The following is a 22,828-nucleotide window of genomic DNA, read 5'->3' on the forward strand; positions in this document are numbered from 1 at the left end:
CTGCTCGCCCCCCCTTCCGCTCCTTTCCGGGTCAAGGCTTCCCCCCCCCCCCCCCCCCCCCCCCCCCCCCCCCCCCCCCCCCGAGCCCCCGCCCCGAGCCGAAGGGGCGCGCCGGTGCCGAAAGCGAGGAGCGAGGAGGCCCCAAGGAACGAGGGGCATCGGAGCGACGACCGTCGGCACCGGGTCCGAGCGCCCCGGAGGCGAGTGGGCGAATCCCCGCCCCGAGCCGAAGGGGCGCGCCGGTGCCGAAAGCGAGGAGCGAGGAGGCCCCGAGGAACGAGGGGCATCGGAGCGACGACCGTCGGCACCGGGTCAAGCGCCCCGGAGGCGAGCGGGGGCGAATCACAGCGAAGGGCGGGTCCCCTCCGATCGGAGGGGACCCGCCCTTTCGTCTGGCAGCGGCCGCGCGGCTACTCGTACTCGGGGAAGCCCGGGATGACGCCCTCGCCCTCGGAGAGCAGCAGGGACCGGACCTCGTCGAGGGTCGCCTCGGCATTCGGCAGGATCAGCTCGGACGGCTCCAGCGAGTCGTCCGGCAGCCGGGTGCCGTACTGCTTCACGGCGTCCAGCAGCTTGCCGTAGGCCTGGCGGAAGGTGTCCTCGTCGCCCGACTCCACCGCGGTGAGCAGCTCGTCGTCGAGCTGGTTGAGCAGGCTCAGGTGGTCCTCGCCCACCTCGAACTGCCCCTCACCCATGACCCTCATGATCATGCTGCGCTTCTCCTGGTTCGTGGGTGGTTCCAGCTCACTTGTTGTAGTTGATCCGCGGGGTGTCCTGCGGGTGCGAGTCCTGCGACTGCGGCTGCTGGGCCGGCTTGCCCTGCTCGATCGCGGCCGGACCGGCGGCGGGGCCGCCGGACAGCTCGGCCTTCATCCGGGCCAGCTCCAGCTCGACGTCGGAACCGCCGGCCACCCGCTCCAGCTCGGCCTCGATGTCGTCCTTGCGGCCGAGACCGCTGGCGTCGTCGAGCGCGCCGGAGGCCAGCAGCTCGTCGATCGCACCGGCCCGGGCCTGCATCTGCGCCGTCTTGTCCTCGGCGCGCTGGATGGCCAGGCCGACGTCGCCCATCTCCTCCGAGATCCCGGAGAAGGACTCGGCGATGCGGGTCTGCGCCTGCGCCGCGGTGTAGGTGGCCTTGATGGTCTCCTTCTTGGTGCGGAAGGCGTCCACCTTGGCCTGGAGCCGCTGGGAGGCGAGCGTGAGCTTCTCCTCCTCAGCCTGCAGGGCCTGGTACTGCGTCTCCAGATCGGTGATCTGGGACTGCATGTTGGCCTTGCGGGTCAGCGCCTCGCGGGCGAGGTCCTCGCGGCCGAGGGAGAGCGCCTTGCGGCCCTGGTCCTCGTACTTCGCCGACTGCTGCTGCAGCTGGGTCAGCTGGAGTTCCAGGCGCTTGCGCGAGGTCGCGACGTCCGCGACGCCACGCCGTACCTTCTGCAGCAGTTCGAGCTGCTTCTGGTAGGAGTAGTCGAGCGTCTCACGGGGATCCTCCGCCCGGTCCAAGGCCTTGTTCGCCTTGGAGCGGAAGATCAGCCCCATACGCTTCATGATTCCGTCGCTCATGGGCCTCGGGTGCCCCCTTCTCCGGCCTGCGGTCTTAAATCTCGTTACCAGACACGACGAGTGTATGTGCAGCGAGCCCGTCGCCGCAGTGCACCTGCCTGCAACAAGACTGCTACAGCGACCAGCGGCAGAACCTCATCCCCCGGGTGGATCCGCCTCTCATCCTCCCCATACTCCATCCGATTGATCCCCTACGGGAAGAGCCCGGGAAACCCCGGTCGGAACGCGGCCGAACGGATCGATACGCGTTTGGGTCCGAGGGGACCCGTGGTCACGGTGCCGCACCCCGTACGCTGGGGGTGTGTTCCGACGCCGTTCAGATGATGCCGCCGCCTCCGCCACCGTGCTGGAGGACGAGACGCCCCAGGCCCGCCACCCGCAGGCCAAGAAGGGCCGCCCCACCCCCAAGCGCAGCGAGGCCGAGGCCAGCCGGCGCACCCGGGTCGTGGTGCCCAAGGACCGCAAGGAGGCCTCCCGCCAGGCACGCGAGCGGATGCGCGTCGAGCGCGAGAAGCAGCGCCAGGCGCTGATCGACGGCGACGAGCGCCACCTGCCGGCCCGCGACAAGGGGCCGGTGCGCAAGTTCGCCCGCGACTACGTGGACTCCCGCTGGTCGCTCGCCGAGTTCTTCCTGCCGGCCGCCGTGGTCATCCTGGTGCTGAGCATCGTCAAGATCCCCGCCCTGCAGCTGCTGTCCACGCTGCTGTTCCTGCTGTTCTTCGTCCTGGTGATCCTGGACTTCGTCCGCCTCGGCCTCGGCCTGCGCAAGCAGCTGGGCGAGCGCTTCGCCGGGCAGAACACCCGCGGCGTGGTCGCCTACGGCATCATGCGCACCCTCCAGATGCGGCGGCTGCGCCTGCCCAAGCCGCAGGTGCGGCGCGGGGAGAAGCCCTGACCGCCGAACCGGTGGACTCCGGCTGGGCCCCGCCTTCCTGGGAAGGGCCCGGCCTCTACGCACTGCCCGGGCAGGGGGACGGCGGCCACGACCGGCTCGGTCAGGAACGTCGGCTGCCCTCCCGCAGCGGCTCCTTCGCCGGCGGCACCGCGGCCTGGCTGGACCGGCTCGGCGGACTGCGCAACTTCGTCCGGCAGGAGCTCGTCTCCCGGCAGCTCGCCGAGCAGCTCGCCGGCCGCACCGCCCAGCGGGTCCTGGACATCGGCTGCGGGCAGGGCACCCAGGCGCTGCGGCTGGCCCGGGCCGGCCACTACGTCACCGGGATCGACTCCGACCCGGTCGCGCTCGGCGTCGCCCAGGGGGCGCTCGCCCAGGAGCCGCCCGAGGTGCACGGCCGACTGCAGCTGCTCAGCGGCGACGGCCACCAGTGCGGGCGCTGGTTCGGCCCGCGCAGCTTCGACGTGGTGCTCTGCCACGGCGTCCTGATGTACCTGCCGGACCCGGACCCGATGATCGCCTCGCTGGCCCGGCTGCTGGCGCCGGGCGGGCTGCTCTCGCTGCTGGTGCGCAACGGCGACGCGCTCGCGCTGCGGCCCGCCGCCGCCGGGGACTGGCGGGCCGCCCTGCACGCCTTCGAGAGCGACCGGTACTACAACCGGCTCGGACTGGCCGCCCGGGCCGACCGGCTCGCCGACCTGACCGTCACCCTCTCCGAGGTCTCGGTGCCGGTCCGGCACTGGTACGGCGTCCGGGTCTTCACCGACAACGCGCCCGACGACGCCGCCCCGCCGGTGGACGGGCGGCAGCTGGCCCAGCTGCTGGAGGCCGAGGACCGGGCCGGCCGCACCGACCCGTACCGGCAGGTCGCCGCGCTGCTGCACGTGATCGGTGCGAAGTAACCACCCCTGACGGGCAGTTGCGTCGGTCAGCCCTCGTGCAGGCTCATCGAGTAGATCACCCGGTCGTCGTCCAGCAGGACGGCGTTGTCCACGCCCTCCTCGGCGAGCTGCTTCCAGCTCTCCCCGATCCAGGTCTCGGCGTCGCCCTGGCCGGCGAACTCCTCCTGCCCGAGGGTCGACGCCACCGCGCTGCCGTCCGCCTTCTCGTACCGCCACGTCCAGACCATGCCCGGCTCCTCCCACTGACGCTGCCTTGTGTGCTGCGCAGGTTAGCCTGCCCGGCCCGATCTTCCGTATGCCTGTCGGGCAGGATGGGCGGCATGGCGACGCACCCTCCGCTCCCCCGCACGCTGCTGCTCGGCGGCGCGCGCTCCGGCAAGTCCACCCGTGCCGAGCAGCTGCTCGCCGAGCACCCGGACGTCCTGTACGTGGCCACCGGCGGCACCCGGGACGGCGACGCCGAGTGGGCCCAGCGGGTCGCCCTGCACCGGGACCGCCGGCCGGCGAGCTGGCGCACCGCCGAGACCTGCGACCTGGAGGCCGTACTCGCCGACGCCGAGGATCCGGCGCCGGTGCTGATCGACTGCCTGGCACTGTGGCTGACCGCCGTGATGGACGAGTGCGACGCCTGGGACGACGACGCCTGGGCGGCCGGCGGCGAGGCCGCCGTGCAGCGCCGCTGCGCCTCCCTGGCCGCGGCCTGGGCCGGAACCCGGCGGACCGCCGTCGCGGTGAGCAACGAGGTCGGCATGGGCGTCGTCCCGGCCACCGCCGCCGGACGGCGCTTCCGGGACACCCTGGGCCGGCTCAACATGGCCGTGGCGGACGCCTCCGAGCAGGTCCTGCTGGTGGTCGCGGGACAGGTTCTGACGGTCAAGCCGAGCCCGCACACCTGCGCCGTGTAGCCTTCCGGACGATGGACACGACCGTGGATCTCGATACGTTCTCCTCGCTCGTCGAGCGCCCCGACGACAGCGCCCGACGGGCCGCCGAGGAACGCTGGCAGGAAGCCGGCCGACCGCGCGGCGGCCTGGGCAAGCTCGAGGAGCTGGGCAGCTGGCTGTCGTCCGTACAGGGGCGCTCCCCGGTGCGGCCGGTCTCGGCGCCCAAGGTGCTGCTGTTCGCCGCCGACCACGGCGTGGCCGCGCTCGGCGTCTCCCGACTGCCCGCCGACGGCGGCACCGCGGCCCGGGTGCGGGCGGTGCTCGACGGCAGCGCCCCGGTGGCCCGGCTGGCCGCGCGCTACGGCGCCGACGTACGGGTCGTCGACGTCGCGGTGGACGCCGACCCGGCGGACTTCCCGGACGAGGTGGTCGCCCACCGGATCCGGCGCGGCTCCGGCCGGATCGACGTCGAGGACGCGCTCACCCCGGAGGAGACCGTCCGGGCCTTCCGGGCCGGCATGGCCGTGGCCGACGAGGAGGCCGACGCCGGCACCGACCTGGTGCTGCTCGGCGACCTCGGGGTCGGCTCCACCACGGTGGCCGCCGTCCTGGTCGGCGCGCTGTGCGGGACGGACGCGGCCGCGGTGTGCGGACGCGGCTCGGGCATCGACGACCGGGTGTGGATGGTCAAGTGCGCCACCATCCGGGACTCGCTGCGACGGGCCCGCCCGGTGCTCGGCGACCAGCTGGCGCTGCTCGGCGCCACCGGCGGGGCGGACTTCGCCGCGATCACCGGCTTCCTGCTCCAGGCCGCCGTCCGCCGGCTGCCGGTGGTGCTGGACGGCGTGGTCTCCTCGGCCTGCGCGCTGGTCGCACAGCGGATCGCCTTCCGGTCGCCGGAGTGGTGGCGGGCCGGGCAGTCCAGCGGCGAGCCCGCCCAGGCGAAGGCGTACGACCGGCTGACCCTGACGCCGTTGCAGGACCAGGGGATCACCCTGGGCGAGGGCGTCGGCGCGGTCCTCGCACTGCCGCTGCTCCAGGCCGCGGGCGACGCGCTCGCGGACGAGGCGCCCCGGCCGTTCGTGCCCTCGGCGCCGAAGGAGCAGCCGAAGCTGCCGTCGGCCGCCGACCTGCTCAGGAAGCTGTAGCGGCTGCCACGGGGGCGGGGGCGTCGGAGGTCGGCTCCCGGTCCGTGGCCTTCCGCTTCGCGCGGTTCCCCGTGCCCCTACTCCGGGGCGCGGGGATTCTGCTTGTCGGGGGGGCTTCCGCTGGTCAGGGCGAGCCCCGGTGCGCGGCGGGTGCGGTTCGGGTGCGGTTCGGGTTCGGTTCGGGTGCGGTGGAGGAGCGAGTGGGAGCGATGGCCGACGGCGGCGAGCGGGCGACCTGGGGTGAAGGGCTGCGGTTCGCGTTCGGGACGCTGTCGGTGCTGCGGGTGCGGGTCGAGCGGTGGGACCGGGCCGCGGCGGGCCGGGCGATGACGGCGGCTCCGGTGGTCGGCCTGGTGCTGGGCGCGATCGCGGCCGGGGCCGGCGCCCTGGTGGCCTGGCGGGCGGGCGGACCGCTCGCCGCGGTGACGGCGGTGGGGGTGCTCGCCGCACTGACCCGGGGGCTGCACCTGGACGGCCTGGCGGACGTCGCCGACGGCCTGGGCAGCGGCAAGCCGGCCGAGGACGCGCTGCGGATCATGAAGCAGTCCGACATCGGCCCGTTCGGGGTGCTGACCCTGCTGCTGGTCCTGCTCGCCCAGGTCGCCGCCCTGGCCGGACAGTTCGGGCAGTCGACGCCGCGCGGCGCCCTCGCGGTGCTCGCCTCGGCGGTGGCCGCGCGCTGCGCGCTGGCCTGGGGCTGCCTGCGGTCGGTGCCGGCCGCCCGCCCGGGCGGGCTGGGGGCGATGGTGGCGAGCACCGTCGCCCCCGCCGCGGCCGCCACCGGGACGCTGGCCGCCGCGCTCGCCGTGGCCGCGGCCGGACTGTTCGACGGATGGTCAGCCGTACGCCTCCCGCTGGCCGTTGTGCTCGGCGTCGGCTGTGCCCGGCTGCTGCTCACCCGGTGTGTGCGCCGGTTCGGCGGGATCACCGGGGACGTGCTCGGCGCGACGGCCGAGACCGCCGCCACCGGGACGCTGTTCGCCCTGGCGTTGCTCGGCTGACACCGGGCGGCGCGTGATCCCACCATGCGGACTACCATGCGTGAAGCACCGCAGCCCTGCACCGTGGCAGGTCCTGCCCGCCCGGCGCGCACCGAGGAGCCGGGGCCTCTGGTGTGCGCGGCCACTCCGGCGGACGCGCGCGCCAGGGGGCCCGGACCCACAGGGCCCGCCGGCGGACGGCCTGCGACGGCGGGCTGCGCCGGTGCGGCAGTCACGCCGCGACCGGCCGTGGACCGCGAAAGAACAGGACGCATTACGTGACTGCATTGTCTGTGAGCACCTCCTCCGCCGCCTCGCTGCGCGCGGACGCCCTGGTGGTCGGTGTCGCGAAGGGCCCCAAGGGGATCGTGCTGGCCCCCGGTGCCGAGGCCGTGAACGAGGCGTTCGAGGGCAAGCTGGCCGAGATCCTCGGCACCCTGGGCGCGACCGGTGCCGAGGGCGACACCGTCAAGGTCGCCTCCCCCGCCGGTCTCAAGGCCGCGCTCGTGCTCGCGGTCGGCCTCGGCGAGGCGGCCGAGGACGGCTACGGCCTGGAGGCGCTTCGCCGCGCCGCCGGTGTCGCCGCCCGCGCCCTGGCCGGCGTCAAGAAGGCCGCGCTGGCCCTGCCGGCCGAGTCCGCGGAGGAGGTCGAGGCGGTCGCGCTCGGCGGCCTGCTCGGCTCGTACGCCTTCGGCACGTACAAGGGCAACGGCAACGGCAAGGAGCCGGTCGGCGAGCTGGTCCTGCTGACCGCCCGCAAGGGCAACAAGGACGCCAAGGCCGCCGTGGAGCGGGCCACCGCGATCGGCGAGGAGATGAACCGCGCCCGCGACCTGGTCAACACCGCGCCGAACGACCTGAACCCGAAGAGCTTCGCCGCGATCGCCCAGGCGGCCGGCAAGGAGCACGGCCTCAAGGTCGAGGTCCTGGACGAGAAGGCGCTGACCAAGGGCGGCTTCGGCGGCCTGCTGGGTGTCGGCAACGGCTCGACCAACCCGCCGCGGCTGGTGAAGGTGGCCTACACCCACCCGAAGGCGAAGGCCTCGCTGGCCTTCGTCGGCAAGGGCATCACCTACGACTCGGGCGGCATCTCGCTCAAGCCGGCCGGCCACAACGAGACCATGAAGTGCGACATGGCCGGCGCCGCCGCCGTGTTCGCCGCCGTGGTGGCCGCCAAGCGCCTGGGCCTGGCCGTCAACGTCACCGCCTGGCTCGCGCTGGCCGAGAACATGCCGTCCGGCTCCGCCACCCGCCCGGGTGACGTGCTGCGCATGTACGGCGGCAAGACCGTCGAGGTGCTGAACACGGACGCCGAGGGCCGCCTGGTGCTGGCCGACGCGATCGTCAAGGCCGGCGAGGAGAACCCGGACGTCATCGTCGACGTGGCGACCCTGACCGGCGCCATGGTGCTGGCCCTGGGCACCCGCACCTTCGGTGTGATGGCCAACAACGACGAGCTGCGCGACAACCTGCACGCCCTCGCGGGCGAGGTGGGCGAGCAGTCCTGGCCGATGCCGCTGCCGGCCGAGCTCAAGAAGGGCATGACCGACTCGACCATCGCCGACCTGGCCAACATGGGCGAGCGGATGGGCGGCGGCCTGGTGGCCGGCCTGTTCCTCCAGGAGTTCGTGGCCGAGGGCATCGACTGGGCGCACCTGGACATCGCCGGCCCGGCGTTCCACGAGAGCGCCCCGTTCGGCTACACCCCGAAGGGCGGCACCGCGAGCGCGGTGCGCACCCTGGTCCGGTTCGCGGAGCAGACCGCGGCCAACGGCAAGGCCTGATCCGAGCGGATCCGAATCCCGACGGGGGCCCGGCGCGCGTGCGCCGGGCCCCCGTCGGCGTTCCCGCACGGGTTACCTGCGAGTAGGCCCGAAGACCCCACCGCACCTCTGTTCGCCACGGGCGAAACTTTGTTCCGCACTGCGGAAGAGGTGGCGCCGAAGCGGGCGGACGACGCCCGTCCGGCGGCTGTCAACAAGGCCTTGAGCTGCGATGATGCCCTTCCGTCGGGGGTGTTCCCGCCCCGGTGACCACTCCGTGGGACACCCCTGGGGTGGACCCGGACATCAGCCACCGCGAACAAGTGCGAAGATGTATTTCCGGCACGACTGGGCGCCCCACAAAGGCTTCCGACCCACCGGACCGCGACCGGCCCGGCGACCCACCCCATTGCATGGAGGACGTGACGTGGCGAACGACGCCAGCACCGTTTTCGACGTAGTCATTCTCGGAGGCGGAAGCGGCGGTTACGCCGCGGCGCTCCGCGCCGCTCAGCTGGGTCTGAGCGTCGCCCTGGTCGAGAAGGGTGAGCTGGGCGGCACCTGCCTGCACCGCGGCTGCATCCCGACCAAGGCCCTGCTGCACGCCGCCGAGATCGCGGACGAGACGAAGGAGGCCGCCGAGTTCGGCGTCCTGGCCACCTTCCAGGGCATCGACATCAACGGCGTCCACAAGTACAAGGACGACGTCATCGCCGGCCTGTACAAGGGCCTCCAGGGCCTGGTGGCGTCCCGCAAGGTCACCTTCATCCAGGGCGCGGGCAAGCTCTCCTCGCAGACCTCGGTCGACGTGAACGGCCAGCGCATCGAGGGCCGCCACATCGTCCTCGCCACCGGTTCGGTGCCGCGCTCGATCCCGGGCCTGGAGATCGACGGCAACCGCGTGATCTCCTCGGACCACGCCCTCAAGCTCGACCGGATCCCGAAGTCGGCCGTCATCCTCGGCGGCGGCGTCATCGGCGTCGAGTTCGCCTCGGTCTGGAAGTCCTTCGGCGTCGACGTCACCATCGTCGAGGCGCTGCCGCACCTCGTCCCGCTGGAGGACGAGAACTCCTCCAAGCTGCTGGAGCGCGCGTTCCGCAAGCGCGGCATCAAGTTCGAGCTCAAGGCCCGCTTCTCGGGCGTCGAGTACACCGAGTCCGGTGTCCGCGTCTCCACCGAGAACGGCAAGCAGATCGACGCCGACCTGCTGCTCGTCGCCATCGGCCGCGGCCCGGTCTCGGCCGGCCTCGGCTACGAGGAGAACGGCGTCGCGATGGACCGCGGCTACGTCCTGGTCGACGAGTACATGCGCACCAACGTGCCCACCATCTCCGCCGTCGGCGACCTCGTCCCGACCCTGCAGCTGGCCCACGTCGGCTTCGCCGAGGGCATCCTGGTCGCCGAGCGGCTGGCCGGCCTCAAGCCGGTGCCGATCGACTACGACGGCGTCCCGCGCGTGACCTACTCCAACCCGGAGGTCGCCTCCGTCGGCATCTCCGAGGCCAAGGCCGTCGAGCTGTACGGCAAGGAGAAGGTCGTCACCCTCAAGTACAACCTGGCCGGCAACGGCAAGAGCAAGATCCTGAAGACCGCCGGCGAGATCAAGCTCGTCCAGGTCAAGGACGGCGCCGTGGTCGGCGTCCACATGGTCGGCGCCCGCATGGGCGAGCAGGTCGGCGAAGCCCAGCTGATCTACAACTGGGAGGCCCTGCCGGCCGAGGTCGCGCAGCTGATCCACGCGCACCCGACCCAGTCCGAGGCCCTGGGCGAGGCGCACCTGGCGCTGGCCGGCAAGCCGCTGCACGCGCACGACTGATCGCGCCCACCACCCCCCGTTTCCGGTACTTCCCGTACTTCCCGTACGCAAGACTTGATAGGAGTCGCTGAAACCATGGCGGTCTCAGTAACACTGCCCGCGCTGGGCGAGAGCGTTTCCGAGGGCACTGTCACCCGTTGGCTCAAGGCCGAGGGTGAGCGCGTCGAGGTCGACGAGCCGCTGCTCGAGGTGTCGACCGACAAGGTCGACACCGAGATCCCGGCCCCGGCTTCCGGCATCCTCTCCTCGATCAAGGTCGGCGAGGACGAGACCGTCGAGGTCGGTGCCGAGCTGGCGATCATCGACGACGGCACCGGTGCCCCGGCCGCCGCCCCGGCCCCCGTGGCCGAGGCCGCGCCCGTCGCCGCTCCGGCCCCCGTTGCCGCTCCGGCTCCGGTTGCCGAGGCCCCGGCTGCTCCGGCTGCCGCCCCGGCCGCTCCGGCTGCTCCGGCTGCTCCGGCCGGCGACGCCACCCCGGTGCTGCTGCCCGCCCTGGGCGAGAGCGTTTCCGAGGGCACCGTCACCCGTTGGCTCAAGGCCGAGGGTGAGACGGTCGAGATCGACGAGCCGCTGCTCGAGGTCTCCACCGACAAGGTCGACACCGAGATCCCGTCGCCGGTCGCCGGCGTCGTCGTCAAGATCCTGGTCGGCGAGGACGAGACCGCCGAGGTCGGCGCCCAGCTCGCGCTGATCGGTGCCCCGGGTGCCGCCGCTGCCGCTCCGGCTCCGGCTGCCGCCCCGGCCCCCGTCGCCGCCCCGGCTCCGGCCGCTCCGGCCCCGGTTGCCGCCCCGGCTCCGGTCGCCCCGGTCGCTGCCCCGGCCCCGGTTGCCCCGGCCGCCCCGGTCGCTGCTCCGGCTCCGGTTGCCGCTCCGGCTCCGGTTGCCGCTCCGGCCCCCGTCGCCGCTCCGGCCGCCCCGGTGGCCGACGCCGGTGACGCCTACGTCACCCCGCTGGTGCGCAAGCTCGCCGCCGAGCACGGCGTCGCGCTGTCCTCCGTCACCGGCACCGGTGTCGGCGGCCGCATCCGCAAGCAGGACGTCATCGCCGCCGCGGAGGCCGCCAAGGCCGCCCCGGCTCCGGTCGCCGCCGCCGCCGCTCCGGCTGCCGCCGCGCCGAAGGCCGCCGCCGCGCCGTCCGCCCTGCGCGGCCAGACGGTCAAGATGACCCGCATGCGCAAGGTCATCGGCGACAACATGATGAAGGCCCTGCACGAGCAGGCCCAGCTGACCAGCGTGGTCGAGGTGGACGTCACCAAGATCATGTCGCTGCGCGCCAAGGCCAAGGAGGGCTTCCTGGCCCGCGAGGGCGTCAAGCTCTCCCCGATGCCGTTCTTCGTGAAGGCCGCCGCCCAGGCGCTCAAGGTCCACGCGGTCGTCAACGCGCGGATCAACGACGCCGAGGGCACCATCACCTACTTCGACACCGAGAACATCGGCATCGCGGTGGACTCCGAGAAGGGTCTGATGACCCCGGTCATCAAGGGTGCGGGCGACCTCAACATCGCCGGCATCTCGAAGAAGACCGCCGAGCTGGCTGCCAAGGTCCGCGACAGCAAGATCACCCCGGACGAGCTGTCCGGCGCCACCTTCACGATCAGCAACACCGGCTCGCGCGGTGCCCTGTTCGACACCGTGATCGTGCCGCCGAACCAGGCCGCCATCCTGGGCATCGGCGCCACCGTCAAGCGCCCGGTGGTCATCGAGGCCGACGGCGGCACCGCCATCGGCATCCGTGACATGACCTACCTGTCGCTCTCCTACGACCACCGCCTGGTGGACGGCGCCGACGCCGCCCGCTACCTGGTCGCGGTCAAGGAGATCCTGGAGGCCGGCGAGTTCGAGGTCGAGCTCGGCCTGTAGCACAGCACGACCGCAGCGCGGTCCTACGGAGCCCCGTGTCGTCACCGGACGGCGCGGGGCTCCGCCGCTTCCCGGGATGCGGTTCCCGCCGGGTCATGGCATGCGTGGAGACGACAGAAAAGGGATGCTTGAGCGGTGATGGACGAGACCGACTTCTGGCAGATCATCGACGACACCTGGGAGGCCGCCGACGGCGATCCCGACGAACAGGCCGAGCGGCTGGTGGAGCGCCTGGTCCAGCTGACCCCCGACGACGTGATCGACTTCGGTCGGCTGTTCGAGGCCCGGTTCCAGCGCGCCTACCGCTACGACCTGTGGGGTGCGGCCCACCTGCTGCTGGACGGCGCCTCCGAGGACACCTTCGACTACTTCCGCTGCTGGCTGATCGGCCAGGGCCGGGAGGTCTTCGAGGGCGGGCTGGCCGAACCGGACGACCTGGCGGACCTGCTGCCCGAGTTCGACGAGGAGGAGGACGGCGAGGCCGAGGACCTCGGCTACGCCGCCGACGAGGCGTACGAGCGGCTGACCGGCCTGCCGCTGCCCGAGGTGGGCGGGCGGCAGGCGGGGCGGCCGGCCGGGGCGTTCCTGGACTTCGACGACCCGGACGTGATGGCGAAGCGCTTCCCCAAACTCTGGGAGCGGTACGGGGACTAGTCCTCTCGGGGGGTCAGGTGCTGCTGCCGGCGGAGCTGTCCTGCTTGATGCCCTTGAGGATCTGGTCGAGCACCGCCGGGTCCGGCGCCGCCGGGTCGTCGTCCACGCCGCCCTCGAAGATCACGTAGCCGCCGCCCTTGGCCGGGACGGCGGCCAGCAGGACGTAGCCCTGGGTGCCGTCCGAGGTGCGGACGTGCCAGCGGGTGGCGTAGCCGAGCACACCGGCAACGGAGACGTAGCCGGAGCCGGAGTCGGTGTGCGAGGTGATCCCGGAGAAGATCGTCCCGGCGTAGGTCGGCATCACCGAGTCGGCGGCCCCCTTGGGGGTGTCGCCCTGCACAGTGTCCTTCTCGATCGAGAACTGGCCGCGGATGCAGGAGTTGCCGTCGGCGCAGGAGTAGCGGCCGCTGCCGAGGTAGACGGTGGAGTGCGCGGAGTTGGTCGCCGCGTCCCAGCCGTCCAGGACCGGGACGGTGATCGCGTGCTGCGGGTCCGGGACGGTGCTCTTGACCGACGGGACGGGCTTGGGGGCCGGCGTGCTCCGGGTCGGGGTGGGGCTCGGCGTCGGGTTGTCGCTCTGGGTGACGGTGACCGTGGGGTTCGGGGTCGGGTCGGCCTTGGTGTCCCCGCCGCCGCTGAACGCGAGCCCGGCGATGATCCCGCCGACGACCAGCACCGCGACCGAGCTACCGACGATCACGCCGGTCCGGTTCTTCCGGGGGGCGGGCGGCGGGTAGCCGTAGCCGGCGCCCGGGTAGGCCTCCTGGCCGGGGTAGCCCGGCCGGCCCGGGTACTGCTGCTGGCCGGCGTACGGGCCCTGGCCGGGGTAACCGTAGCCGGGTGACTGGAGCGCGTCCTGCGCCGGGTAGCCGTAGCCGGGGGCGGGTGAGCCGCTCTGTGCCGGGTAGCCGTAGCCGGCCTGCGGCGGTTGCGGGGCGGGGGGCTGCCAGCCCTGGGTCGGGGCGTCGGCGAGCTGTCCGCCGGGGGCCTGGAGCGGCCGGACCTCGGCGGTCCAGGCGTTGCCGTCCCACCAGCGCTCGTGACCGGGGGTGCCGTCCGCACCCGGGACCGGGTACCACCCGGGAGGCGTCGAGTTGCTCACGGGCGTACGGTACCCGGCGGTCCGCCGCTCCAGACAGGGCAGGTACGTCACGACTGCGCCGCAACTGCCCTGGCGGACCGTCAGGGCAGCGGGCGGCGGTTCGGTCGGCTCAGTCCGCCAGTCGGCGGGCCATCCACACGTCGTCCACGTACTGCCCGTCGATCAGGAACTCCTCGGCCAGCGTGCCCTCGACCGTGAAGCCGCAGCTCTCGTACAGCCGGCGGGCCGGGGCGTTCCAGCCGAGCACCCGGAGGGTCAGCTTGCGGGCGCCGAGCGCCCGGGCCTGCTCGCAGGCCGCCTCGACCAGCCGTCGTCCGATGCCCCGGCCGCGGACCGAGCCGTCGACGGCCAGGCCCTGGATCTGCCGGACGTGCCGGTTGACGGCCAGTCGGGTCGGCGGGATCTGGCGGACGTAGCCGACGATCCGGCCGTCCAGGACGGCGAGCAGGAACTGGTCGGGGGTGCGGCTCTCGTCGAAGACCCGCTTCCCGACGGGCGGCTTCGGGGAGACCTCGGAGAGGGGGGACCAGACGGCGCGGTCGAGCTCGGCGAGCCCGTGCTCGTCCTCGGGGCGGGCCGGGCGGATGGTCAGATCGTCTTCGCGGGTCATGCCGCGTGATGCTACTGGGGCGCGTGCGAAAGGTGACAGGCGATAAGGCCTGCGAGGATGGGCCCATGCGCATCGCTGTCACGGGCTCCACGGGATTGATCGGTTCGGCCCTCGTCCGCTCCCTGCTGGCGGACGGCCACGAGGTGGTCCGGCTGGTCCGGCACCGCTCCAGGACGGGCCCGCAGCCCGACGGGAGCACCGCGATCGGCTGGAACCCGCTGCTCGGCGAGGTCGACCGGGAGGGGCTCGCCGGAATCGACGCCGCGGTGCACCTGGCCGGCGCCGGGGTCGGCGACCGCCGCTGGACGGACTCCTACAAGCGGGAGATCCGGGAGAGCCGGGTGTACGGCACCGAGACGCTGGCGGTGGCGCTGGCGGAGCTGCCCCGGCCGCCGCGGGTGCTGGTCAGCGCCTCCGCGGTCGGCTGGTACGGGCAGACCGGCGACCGGGTGATCGACGAGGGCTCTCCCGCCGGGGACGACTTCCTGGCCGAGGTGTGCCTGGAGTGGGAGGCGGCCGCACGGCCCGCCGAGCGGGCCGGGATCCGGGTCGTCCACCCACGCACCGGAATGGTGCTGTCCGCTGCGGGCGGCGCGGGCGGGCGGCTGTTCCCCCTGTTCAAGCTGGGCCTGGGCGGGCGGCTCGGCAGCGGCCGGCAGTACTGGAGCTACATCTCGCTGGCCGACGAGGTGGCCGCGCTGCGGTTCCTGATCGACCGCGAGGACCTCTCCGGCGCCTTCAACCTCACCGCGCCGGAGCCGGCCACCAACGCCGAGCTGACCGCGGCCCTCGGCCGGGCGCTGCGGCGGCCGACGCCGTTCCCGGTGCCGGAGGCGGTGTTGAAGGCGGTGCTCGGGGAGCTGGCGATCGAGGTGGTCGGGAGCCACCGGGTGGTGCCGCGGCGGCTGTTGGACGCGGGCTTCCGGTTCGCGCACCCGGACCTGGACTCGGCGGTGCGGGCGGCGCTGTGACCCCTCGTTCTGCGTAGGCCCGCTACGGCATTCACCCTGGCCAGGGGCATATGCCGGGCGGGGTCGGACGGGGCTCCGGGAGGGGGCGCACGGGAGCACACGGCGGGCGCGTCGCACGCCCCCGGTGACCGTGCGCGCCCGCCGACCCGGCATCCCGGCCGCCACGGCGCACTGTCCGTGACCGCGCCCCCGCCCGGCGGCGCACGACCCGCACGAGCCCAGCATCGAGTCCGCTCCGCTTGTCTGATGCTCACACTGACGGGGCATCACCTTCCTCGGACCGTGCCCGGCACCCCGCTGCCTGCGTCGGCCGGAGCCCCGGGAACCCCAGGGAGGGAGCACGCCAGTGCCCACGTACGACTTCACCCGCCGCGCCCGCCGCCCGTCCGACCCGGACGTCGTCGTGGTCGGCGCCGGACTCGCGGGCCTGGCCGCCGCCCGCGCGCTCACCGGCCAAGGCCTCACCGTCCAGGTCCTGGAGACCACCGACCGGATCGGCGGCCGGATGGCCACCCGCGAGCTCGACGGCTTCCGCCTCGACGACGGCAGCCACCTGCTCAACACCGCCTACCCGGAGCTGCGCCGGGCGCTCGACCTCGACCGCCTGGACCTGCGCCCGCTCGCGCCCGGCGTACTCGTGCACAGCGCCGGCCGCCGCTACCGCGCCGGGGACCCCCAGCTCACCGCCGCCCGGCAGGCCGCGCTCCGGGCCCCGCTCGGCAGCCCGCTGGACAAGGCCCGCCTGGGAGCCTGGCTGGGCCGGATCGCCACCACCCCCGCCGCCCGGTCGCAGGCCCGCCCGGAGACCACCGCCGCCCGCGCACTGGCCGGCCACGGCCTCGCCCCGCGCACCGTCGACGGCTTCCTGCGCCCGCTGCTCAGCGCCCTGCTCGGCGACCCGGCCCTCGGCACCAGCAGCCGGATCGCCGACCTGGTGCTGCGCTCGTACGCCCGCGGCCGGCTCTGTCTGCCCGCCGACGGGATCGCGGCCGTGCCCGCCCAGCTGGCCGCCGCGCTGCCCGTCGGCACGGTGCGGACCGGGGTGCAGGTCACCTCGATCGGCGCCGACGGCGTGGAGACCCTCGCGCACGGGCGAATCGGCGCCCAGGCCGTGGTGGTCGCCACCGACGCCCGCTCCGCGGCCGAGCTGCTGCCGGGGCTGCGGCTGCCCGACTTCCACCCCGTCACCACCTTCTTCCACGCGGCCGACCGCGCCCCGCTCGCCGAGGCCGTACTGCTGCTGGACGCCGACCGGCCGAACGGCCACCCGCCGCTGGTCTCGCACTCGCTGGTGCTCAGCGAGCTGCACCCGTCCTACGCCCCGGCCGGGCAGGCGCTGGTCGCCAGCACCGTGCTCGGCCGGCGTTCCTTCGACGCGGGCGGCCCGGCCGGGCTGGAACCGGCCGTCCGTACCCGGCTCGCCGAGCTGTACGGCACCTCGACGGCGGACTGGCAGTTCCTCAGCGTGCGGCACGTCCCGGACGCGCTGCCCGCGATGCCGCCGCCGCACAACCTCCGCCGTCCGGTGCGGCTGCTGGCCGGGCTGTACGTCGCCGGGGACCACCGGGACACCAGCACCGTGCAGGGCGCGCTGGTCTCCGGGCGGCGGGCGGCGCGGGCGGTGCTCGGCGACCTGGGGCTGCCGGCCGGGGAGCGGGAGGCCGAGGCGGCGGCCTGAGCCGCCCGGGGCCGCCCGGGCCGGTCGGGGCCGGTCGGGGCCTCTCGGGCCGGTCGGGGCCGCTCGGGGCCGCTCGGGGCCGCCCGGCAGTACCGGTGTGCGTCCGGGCGGCGCTGGGGGTGACGGGAGCGGTGACGGGCGCGGTGACGGGGGCGGTGGTGCGGGTGCCGGGACACGCCAGCGGTCTGCCGGGGTGACAGACCGACGGCGTGCCAGGATGCCCGGCATGACCGTTCTGACCGCTCATCGGATGGCTCGGGCACCCCGCGCCGTCCGAGCGACCGCCGTCGCCCGGCCGGCCGCCCGGTGAGCACCTCCGCCCACCCGGTGACGCTGATCCTGATCCCCGCCGCAGCCGTCGCCGCGCCGCTGCTCGCCGACCGGCTGCTGCGCTGGATCGCCGTGCCGACCGTGGTGTTCGAGATCGTGCTCGGCGTCCTGATCGGCCCGGACGTCCTGGACTGGGCGCACGTCGATGAGCTGGTGAAGGCGCTGTCCCAGTTCGGCCTGGCCATGCTGATGTTCCTCGCCGGGTACGAGATCGACTTCGCCAAGCTGCGCGGCGGCCCGTTGAAGCGGGCGGGCACCGCGTGGCTGGTCTCGCTCGTACTGGCCCTCGGCATCGGCGCCCTGGTCAACCGGGACCCGTGGGACGGCGCCTTCGCCGGGCTGGTGCTCACCACCACCGCGCTCGGCACGATCCTGCCGATCCTCCGCGACTCCGGCGAACTGCCCACCCCCTTCGGCTCGTTGGTGATGGCCACCGGTGCGGTCGGGGAGTTCGGCCCGATCATCGCGATCGCCGTGCTGCTCAGCGGCAACTCCCCCGCCCGGACCGCGGTCATCCTCGGAGCCTTCGCGGTGATCACCGCCGTCGCCGTGCTCGGCGCCCGCCGGCCGCGCCCGGCCTGGGCCACCCGGCTGATCGAGCGGACCCTGCGCACTTCCGGGCAGTTCGCGATCCGGGCGGTGATCCTGGTGCTGGCCGTCATGGTCGCGGCCGCGCTCTGGCTCGACCTGGACATGCTGCTCGGCGCCTTCACCGCCGGGATCGTCTCCCGGCTGCTGCTCTCCGACATCCGCCGGGCCGAGGAGGAGGTGATCGAGGCCAAGCTGGAGAGCATCGGCTTCGGTTTCCTGGTGCCGATCTTCTTCGTGGTCAGCGGGATGAACTTCGACCTGAACGCGCTGCTGGACGACCCCGGCACGCTGCTGCTCGTTCCGGTGTTCCTGCTGCTGTTCCTCGCCGTACGCGGCCTGCCGGCCGGGCTGCTCGCCCCGGGCGGGCTGGGCGGGCGGGACCGTGCGGCGCTCGGGCTGTACGCGTCGACGGCGCTGCCGCTGGTCGTGGTGATCACCACGATCGAGGTGGAGGCCGGGCACCTGCCCTCCTCGACGGCGGCGGCGCTGGTCGGCGCCGGGATGCTGTCGGTCCTGGTGTTCCCGCTGGCGGCGCAGCGGGTGCGGGGCGGGCGGCAGGCGGCGGCCGCCGACGCCGAGCGGCCGAGGGTCCGGGCCGAGAGCTGGTGAGCTCCCGGCCCTCGCACGGCCGGTTCCGTCAGATCACGCCCGCCTGGCGGGCCGTCTCCTCGAAGGCCCGGGCCACCTGGCTGCCCCGGTACGGGGTGAGGCGGCGGTGGAAGTCCCGGACGTACTCCAGCGAGCGGGCCGAGCGCATCTCCCCCGCCGCGCGCAGCGCGTCGGTGGCCATGGTGCAGGCCTCGTCGAGGTCCCCCATGCCGAGCCGGGCGGTGGCCAGCACCAGCCGGCAGAAGATCCGGCTGCGCGCGTAGGCGGGCGAGCGCAGCCGCAGCGACTTCTCGGCGTGCTGCGCGGAGGTGCGCCACTGCTGGAGGTCGCGGTAGCAGTGGGCGAACTCGTCGGAGAGCTGGGCCTCGTCGAAGTACCTTGCCCAGGAGGGCAGTTCGTCGCCGGTACGGGAGGCCGCGAGCGATCGTTCGGCCCGGACCAGCGCGGTGGTGCAGGAGCGGACGTCGCCCAGCAGGCCGTGGCCCCGGGCCTCGGCGGCGTGCATCAGCGACTGGACCACCGGCGGGACGGCGGTGCCGACGCCCTGCTGGGCGACCCGGGCGAGCTGGACGGCCTCCCGGCCGTGGCCCAGGTGGACGGCCTGCTGGCTCATCGTCACCAGCACGTAGCCGCCGAGCGCGCGGTCCCCGGCGGCCTGGGAGAGGCGCAGCGCCTGGACGAAGTAGCGCTGGGCGAGGCCGTGCGCGGCGATGTCGAAGGACGTCCAGCCGGCCAGCCTGGTGAGGTCGGCGACGGCTCCGAACAGGGCGCGGCCGATCTGCTCGCCGTAGCGGCCGCGCAGCATCGGCTCGGCCTCGCTCTCCAGGTAGCGGACCAGCGCCTGGCGGGCGTGGCCGCCGCCGTAGGCGTGGTCGAGCGCGCGGAAGAGGTCGCCGACGGCGCGGATGGCGGCGATGTCGCCGCGGCCGACCCGCAGGGCGGGGCGGGCCTCCCGGGTCGGGTCGGTGTACGGCGGTTCGACGGCGGCGGGCGGGCGGCGGCTCTGGGTGGGCACCCGGCCGATGGTGGCGGCGGTGCCGGTGGTTCCGGCGGTGCTGCGCACGCCCGGGGCGCCGGTGGGCTGGGTGCGCGCCGGGCCCGCGGCGGGTGCGCCGGGCGCGTTCGACGCGGGCGCGCCGGGGGCGGCGCCGGGCGGACCGGTGGCGGTGTCCGGGCGGGTCAGCGTGGAGCCGTCCCGGGCGACCCGCTCGTCGGTGCGGCCGATCAGCCAGTCCCGGCTGGGGACGACCAGGCCGGCCGGGGTGAAGGCGATCCGGCGCAGTTCGGACTGCGGGCCGTTGTCCTTGCGCCACATGCTCGCCACGATGTCCACCGCCTCCTGCGGGGTCTCGGCGAACTCCAGGCCCGCGTAGACCGGGGCGCAGGCGTCCAGGCCGAGGTCCTGGGCGGTGAGGCGGCGGCCGAGGCGGCGGGTGAAGACCTCGGCGATCAGCGCCGGGGTGGCGCCGCGGGGTTGCTGGCCGCGCAGCCAGCGGGTGACCGAGGTCTTGTCGTAGCGCAGGTCGAGGCCGTGCTCCAGGCCGAGCTGGTCGACCCGGCGGGCCAGGCCCGCGTGCGAGAAGCCGGCCTCCTCGATCAGGGCGGCGAGCTGGCCGTTCTGCGGCGTCGGGCCGGAGTGGCCGGTGTGGCTGCCGTGGCCGCTGGTGGTCGCGGGGGCGGGCGCGGCGGTGGCTTCGTGCCGGGCGGGCGTGGCCTGCACGGGCAGTCGCAGTTCCTCGGCGGTCGGGGCGTCGGCGGCCATCGGGTCAGCGGTCAGCGGATCAGCGGTCAGCGTGTCGGCGGTCAGGGCGTCGGGCGCGTCCGGAAGGGCCCGGCCGACCGGGCCTCGGCGCTGGCCGAGCGGGTCGAGCGGTCCGTACGCCGGGCTGTCGGTTGCAGGCCGTTGGGACATGTCAGTCAACACCTCTCGGACGTCGCACCGGGCTCCACCAGCAGTTCGGCTCGCCCGGGGCGGCGCCCCCTGTCGGGAATCGGCGTGAATGTAGCGAGCATTCGGGCGCTATGGGTGGATCTGACCGACCAATCCTCCGAACGGGTGAAGCAAGCGCGCCCATTGTGGGGAAGCGAAGCCAGGATGGGTTTGGCCGTACGGGGGCGAACCGTCAACCGGCGTCGGTGGTGGTCGACGCCATGACACAGCGGGATGCTGTGTCGGTCCGCCACATGGGAGCGGCGCCGCCGGATTCCTACCGTTCTCGGTCATGGACACCTCTACTGCCCGCCCGCTCGACGGCCGCACGGCCCTGGTCACCGGGGCCGCCTCGGGCATCGGCCGGGCCTGCGCCGAAGCCCTCGCCGGGGCCGGCGCCCGGGTCTACGTCGTCGACCTCGTGGCCGCCCCGGCCCGGGAGCTCGCGGACCGGATCGGCGGGCGGGCGATCGTCGCCGACCTGGCCGATCCCGCGGCCGTGGACGCCCTGCCCGCCGACGCCGACGTCGTGGTCAACAACGCCGGCCTCCAACACGTCGCACCCGTCCACGAGTTCCCGGTCGAACGCTTCACCCTCATCCAACGCGTCATGGTCGAGGCCCCGTTCCGGATCCTGCGCCGCACCCTCCCGCACATGTACGAGCGGGGGTGGGGCCGGATCGTCAACGTCTCCTCCGTCCACGGCCTGCGCGCCAGCGCCTTCAAGTCCGCGTACGTCACGGCCAAGCACGCCCTGGAGGGCCTCAGCAAGACCGTCGCCCTGGAGGGCGCCCCGTACGGGGTCACCAGCAACTGCCTCAACCCCGGGTACGTCCGAACCCCCTTGGTTGAGCAGCAGATCGCCGCCCAGGCACTGGCCCACGGCATCCCCGAGGAGGAGGTGGTCGAGCGGATCATGCTCGACCGGACCGCCGTCAAGCGGCTCATCGAACCCGAGGAGGTCGCCCAACTCGCCCTCTGGCTCTGCTCCCCCGCCGCCGCCTACATCACCGGTGCCAGCCTGCCGATCGACGGCGGCTGGACGGCGCACTAGGGCGTGCTCGACCGTCGTGGAGTGACCGGCCACCGGGGGACGGCGGGCTGTGTGGGTCACCCACATAGGCCGCCGCGCGTGGGCTCCCTACCTTGTGGCGACACCGTCCCCGTCCCCCTGCACCTGGAAGTGGTGACCATGAACGCCCCCGCACGAGCTTCGGCGGCTACCAGTTCACTCCCGCGAGTGGTGGCCGCGAGTCTGATCGGCACGACGATCGAGTGGTACGACTACTTCTTGTACGGAACGGCCGCGGCGCTGGTGTTCGGGAAGCTGTTCTTCCCGAACACCGACCCGCTGACCGGGACGCTGCTGTCGTTCCTGACCTACGCGATCGGGTTCGCGGCCCGGCCGGTCGGAGCGCTGGTGTTCGGTCACTTCGGCGACCGGGTGGGCCGGAAGAGACTGCTGGTGGTGAGCCTGCTGCTGATGGGCGGGTCGACCACGGCGATCGGGCTGCTGCCGACGTACGACTCGGTCGGGGTGGCGGCGCCGGTGCTGCTGACCGCGCTGCGGCTGGTGCAGGGCTTCGCGCTCGGCGGCGAGTGGGGCGGGGCGGTGCTGCTGGTGTCGGAGCACGGGGACCGGCGGCGGCGGGGGTTCTGGGCGTCGTGGCCGCAGGGCGGGGCGCCGGCCGGGAACCTGCTGGCGGCGGGCGTGCTGTCGCTGATGACGGCGGTGCAGTCGGAGAGCGCGTTCCTGGCGTGGGGGTGGCGGGTGCCGTTCCTGCTGTCGGCGGTGCTGGTCGGCGTCGGGCTGTGGATCCGGCTGGCGGTGGAGGAGTCGCCGCTGTTCCGGCAGGCGGTCGCGAACCGGCCCGAGACCGAACAGGCGCCGCTGGTCGGGGTGTTGAAGCACCACTGGCGGGAGGTGCTGGTGGCCATGGGCGCACGGATGGCGGAGAACATCTCGTACTACGTGATGACCACCTTCGTCCTGACCTACGCCGTCACCCACGCGCACTTCGACAAGCAGAGCGCGCTGAACGCCGTACTGATCGGCTCCGCGATCCAGTTCGCGCTGATCCCGCTGTTCGGGGCGCTGTCCGACCGGGTCGGGCGCAGGCCGGTGTACCTGGTGGGCGCGGCCGGGGTCGGGGCCTGGGCGTTCGTGTTCTTCGGGCTGGTGGACACCCGCTCGTTCGGGCAGTTGGTCGTCGCGGTGACGGTCGGCCTGGTGTTCCACAGCGCGATGTACGCCCCGCAGGCGGCCTTCTTCTCCGAGCTGTTCGCGACCCGGCTGCGCTACTCCGGGGCCTCGATCGGCGCCCAGTTCGCCTCGGTGGCGGCCGGTGCGCCCGCACCGCTGATCGCGACCGCGCTGCTCAAGGACTACGGCAGCGCCACCCCCGTCTCGGTGTACGTGGCGATCGCGGCGGCGGTCACCGTGCTGGCGGTGCTGTGCGGGCGGGAGACCAGGGGGCAGGACCTGGCGGAGGTCGCGGAGGAGCCGTCGACGGACGGTACGGCGGTCGGAAAGCCCGCCGTGGCCTGA

The 22,828-nt window shown here is 73.9% G+C and carries 19 protein-coding genes and 1 pseudogene; 14 read left to right on the forward strand and 6 right to left on the reverse strand.

Annotation, left to right across the window (positions count from 1 at the left end):
* Window positions 1–410 precede the first annotated feature (410 nt).
* Together pspAA and ACZ4W5_RS21360 are read right to left on the reverse strand one after the other, a co-directional pair.
* Complete coding sequence (pspAA, locus tag ACZ4W5_RS21355) at window positions 411–710, reverse strand: PspA-associated protein PspAA (RefSeq protein ID WP_360227951.1); 300 nt, start codon at window positions 708–710, stop codon at window positions 411–413.
* 34 nt (window positions 711–744) lie between these two features.
* Window positions 745–1,560 carry a PspA/IM30 family protein gene (locus ACZ4W5_RS21360; protein WP_402487495.1) on the reverse strand — a complete coding sequence of 272 codons (816 nt, stop codon included), beginning with the start codon at window positions 1,558–1,560 and terminating at the stop codon, window positions 745–747.
* Between the two features lie 301 nt (window positions 1,561–1,861).
* Here ACZ4W5_RS21360 and ACZ4W5_RS21365 point away from each other — a divergent pair, with 301 nt between their 5' ends.
* Window positions 1,862–2,455 carry a DUF3043 domain-containing protein gene (locus tag ACZ4W5_RS21365; RefSeq protein WP_360227957.1) on the forward strand — a complete coding sequence of 198 codons (594 nt, stop codon included), beginning with the start codon at window positions 1,862–1,864 and terminating at the stop codon, window positions 2,453–2,455.
* A gap of 158 nt (window positions 2,456–2,613) precedes the next feature.
* Window positions 2,614–3,354 carry a methyltransferase domain-containing protein gene (locus tag ACZ4W5_RS21370; RefSeq protein WP_360228946.1) on the forward strand — a complete coding sequence of 247 codons (741 nt, stop codon included), beginning with the start codon at window positions 2,614–2,616 and terminating at the stop codon, window positions 3,352–3,354.
* Window positions 3,355–3,380: 26 nt separating this feature from the next.
* Here the strand turns inward: ACZ4W5_RS21370 and ACZ4W5_RS21375 are convergent, their stop codons facing one another.
* Complete coding sequence (locus tag ACZ4W5_RS21375; RefSeq protein WP_360227960.1) at window positions 3,381–3,581, reverse strand: hypothetical protein; 201 nt, start codon at window positions 3,579–3,581, stop codon at window positions 3,381–3,383.
* A 105-nt stretch (window positions 3,582–3,686) separates the two neighbouring features.
* On the opposite strand from ACZ4W5_RS21375, the pseudogene cobU reads away from it, so the two are divergent.
* From cobU to ACZ4W5_RS21410, 7 genes and pseudogenes are all read left to right on the forward strand, one after another.
* Window positions 3,687–4,259, forward strand: a pseudogene (gene cobU, locus ACZ4W5_RS21380) (bifunctional adenosylcobinamide kinase/adenosylcobinamide-phosphate guanylyltransferase); the annotation flags it as partial.
* 11 nt (window positions 4,260–4,270) lie between these two features.
* Window positions 4,271–5,386 carry a nicotinate-nucleotide--dimethylbenzimidazole phosphoribosyltransferase gene (locus tag ACZ4W5_RS21385; protein ID WP_360227963.1) on the forward strand — a complete coding sequence of 372 codons (1,116 nt, stop codon included), beginning with the start codon at window positions 4,271–4,273 and terminating at the stop codon, window positions 5,384–5,386.
* A gap of 209 nt (window positions 5,387–5,595) precedes the next feature.
* A complete protein-coding gene (locus tag ACZ4W5_RS21390; RefSeq protein ID WP_465656253.1) occupies window positions 5,596–6,387 on the forward strand; it encodes an adenosylcobinamide-GDP ribazoletransferase in 792 nt (263 codons plus the stop codon).
* 257 nt (window positions 6,388–6,644) lie between these two features.
* On the forward strand, window positions 6,645–8,150 hold the full coding sequence (locus ACZ4W5_RS21395; RefSeq protein WP_360227965.1) for a leucyl aminopeptidase: 1,506 nt from the start codon (window positions 6,645–6,647) through the stop codon (window positions 8,148–8,150).
* Window positions 8,151–8,556: 406 nt separating this feature from the next.
* Window positions 8,557–9,945, forward strand: a complete 1,389-nt coding sequence (gene lpdA, locus ACZ4W5_RS21400) for a dihydrolipoyl dehydrogenase (RefSeq protein ID WP_360227968.1) — start codon at window positions 8,557–8,559, stop codon at window positions 9,943–9,945.
* Between the two features lie 75 nt (window positions 9,946–10,020).
* Entirely contained in the window at window positions 10,021–11,805 is a 1,785-nt protein-coding gene (gene sucB, locus ACZ4W5_RS21405) for a 2-oxoglutarate dehydrogenase, E2 component, dihydrolipoamide succinyltransferase (protein ID WP_465656206.1), read from the forward strand.
* A 138-nt stretch (window positions 11,806–11,943) separates the two neighbouring features.
* Window positions 11,944–12,459 carry a DUF4240 domain-containing protein gene (locus tag ACZ4W5_RS21410; RefSeq protein ID WP_360227974.1) on the forward strand — a complete coding sequence of 172 codons (516 nt, stop codon included), beginning with the start codon at window positions 11,944–11,946 and terminating at the stop codon, window positions 12,457–12,459.
* 13 nt (window positions 12,460–12,472) lie between these two features.
* On the opposite strand, the gene ACZ4W5_RS21415 is transcribed toward ACZ4W5_RS21410, so the two are convergent.
* Together ACZ4W5_RS21415 and ACZ4W5_RS21420 are read right to left on the reverse strand one after the other, a co-directional pair.
* Window positions 12,473–13,561 (reverse strand): DUF2510 domain-containing protein, encoded by a 1,089-nt coding sequence (locus tag ACZ4W5_RS21415; RefSeq protein WP_465656208.1) that lies wholly within the window; start codon window positions 13,559–13,561, stop codon window positions 12,473–12,475.
* Window positions 13,562–13,670: 109 nt separating this feature from the next.
* Window positions 13,671–14,171 carry a GNAT family N-acetyltransferase gene (locus ACZ4W5_RS21420; RefSeq protein ID WP_360227980.1) on the reverse strand — a complete coding sequence of 167 codons (501 nt, stop codon included), beginning with the start codon at window positions 14,169–14,171 and terminating at the stop codon, window positions 13,671–13,673.
* A 65-nt stretch (window positions 14,172–14,236) separates the two neighbouring features.
* Here ACZ4W5_RS21420 and ACZ4W5_RS21425 point away from each other — a divergent pair, with 65 nt between their 5' ends.
* From ACZ4W5_RS21425 to ACZ4W5_RS21435, 3 genes are all read left to right on the forward strand, one after another.
* On the forward strand, window positions 14,237–15,142 hold the full coding sequence (locus ACZ4W5_RS21425) for a TIGR01777 family oxidoreductase (protein WP_465656211.1): 906 nt from the start codon (window positions 14,237–14,239) through the stop codon (window positions 15,140–15,142).
* A 346-nt stretch (window positions 15,143–15,488) separates the two neighbouring features.
* Window positions 15,489–16,820, forward strand: a complete 1,332-nt coding sequence (locus ACZ4W5_RS21430) for an NAD(P)/FAD-dependent oxidoreductase (protein ID WP_465656212.1) — start codon at window positions 15,489–15,491, stop codon at window positions 16,818–16,820.
* Between the two features lie 306 nt (window positions 16,821–17,126).
* Window positions 17,127–18,350: a cation:proton antiporter gene (locus tag ACZ4W5_RS21435; RefSeq protein ID WP_465656213.1), complete on the forward strand. Its 1,224-nt coding sequence runs from the start codon at window positions 17,127–17,129 to the stop codon at window positions 18,348–18,350.
* Between the two features lie 28 nt (window positions 18,351–18,378).
* On the opposite strand, the gene ACZ4W5_RS21440 is transcribed toward ACZ4W5_RS21435, so the two are convergent.
* Window positions 18,379–20,262 carry a regulator gene (locus ACZ4W5_RS21440; protein ID WP_465656215.1) on the reverse strand — a complete coding sequence of 628 codons (1,884 nt, stop codon included), beginning with the start codon at window positions 20,260–20,262 and terminating at the stop codon, window positions 18,379–18,381.
* A gap of 310 nt (window positions 20,263–20,572) precedes the next feature.
* Between ACZ4W5_RS21440 and ACZ4W5_RS21445 the strand changes: the two genes are divergently transcribed.
* Together ACZ4W5_RS21445 and ACZ4W5_RS21450 are read left to right on the forward strand one after the other, a co-directional pair.
* Entirely contained in the window at window positions 20,573–21,334 is a 762-nt protein-coding gene (locus ACZ4W5_RS21445; protein WP_465656216.1) for a 3-hydroxybutyrate dehydrogenase, read from the forward strand.
* 138 nt (window positions 21,335–21,472) lie between these two features.
* Entirely contained in the window at window positions 21,473–22,828 is a 1,356-nt protein-coding gene (locus ACZ4W5_RS21450; protein WP_465656218.1) for an MFS transporter, read from the forward strand.

This window comes from Kitasatospora sp. NPDC029367 (assembly GCF_055569135.1).